Here is a 255-nt window from a genome sequence, read left to right as displayed (position 1 = left end):
GCGTCGAGACGACGCCAGCAGGTCGCCCCGGACCCAAACCCCAGTTCGGACGGCAAGTGGTTCCACCGTATCCCGGTGCGTAACACAAACAGGACGCCATTGAGCGCCGCCCGCTCTGACACACGGGGTCGTCCGCGGCGCTCGTTGTTTCGGCGTCTGGGTTTCGGCAGTAGCGGTTCGATCAGTGCCCACAATTCGTCGTCAATGATCGGCGCTTGCATCCCCTCGGTCTCCGTTCTCTGGACGACTGAGGTT

At 63.1% G+C, this 255-nt stretch carries 1 protein-coding gene; it reads right to left on the bottom strand.

The annotated features are described in order from the left end of the window. Nucleotides 1–221, bottom strand: a 221-nt coding sequence (locus VSR34_RS39170; protein WP_342965319.1) for a transposase, incomplete at its 3' end; no start/stop codon positions are given. Between the last annotated feature and the right edge of the window lie 34 nt (nucleotides 222–255).

The organism is Paraburkholderia sp. JHI2823, from assembly GCF_038900695.1.
Classification (GTDB): Bacteria; Pseudomonadota; Gammaproteobacteria; order Burkholderiales; family Burkholderiaceae; genus Paraburkholderia; species Paraburkholderia mimosarum.
The sequence above is the reverse complement of the archived record's forward strand: the minus strand, read 5'-3'. Positions and strand labels throughout refer to the sequence as shown.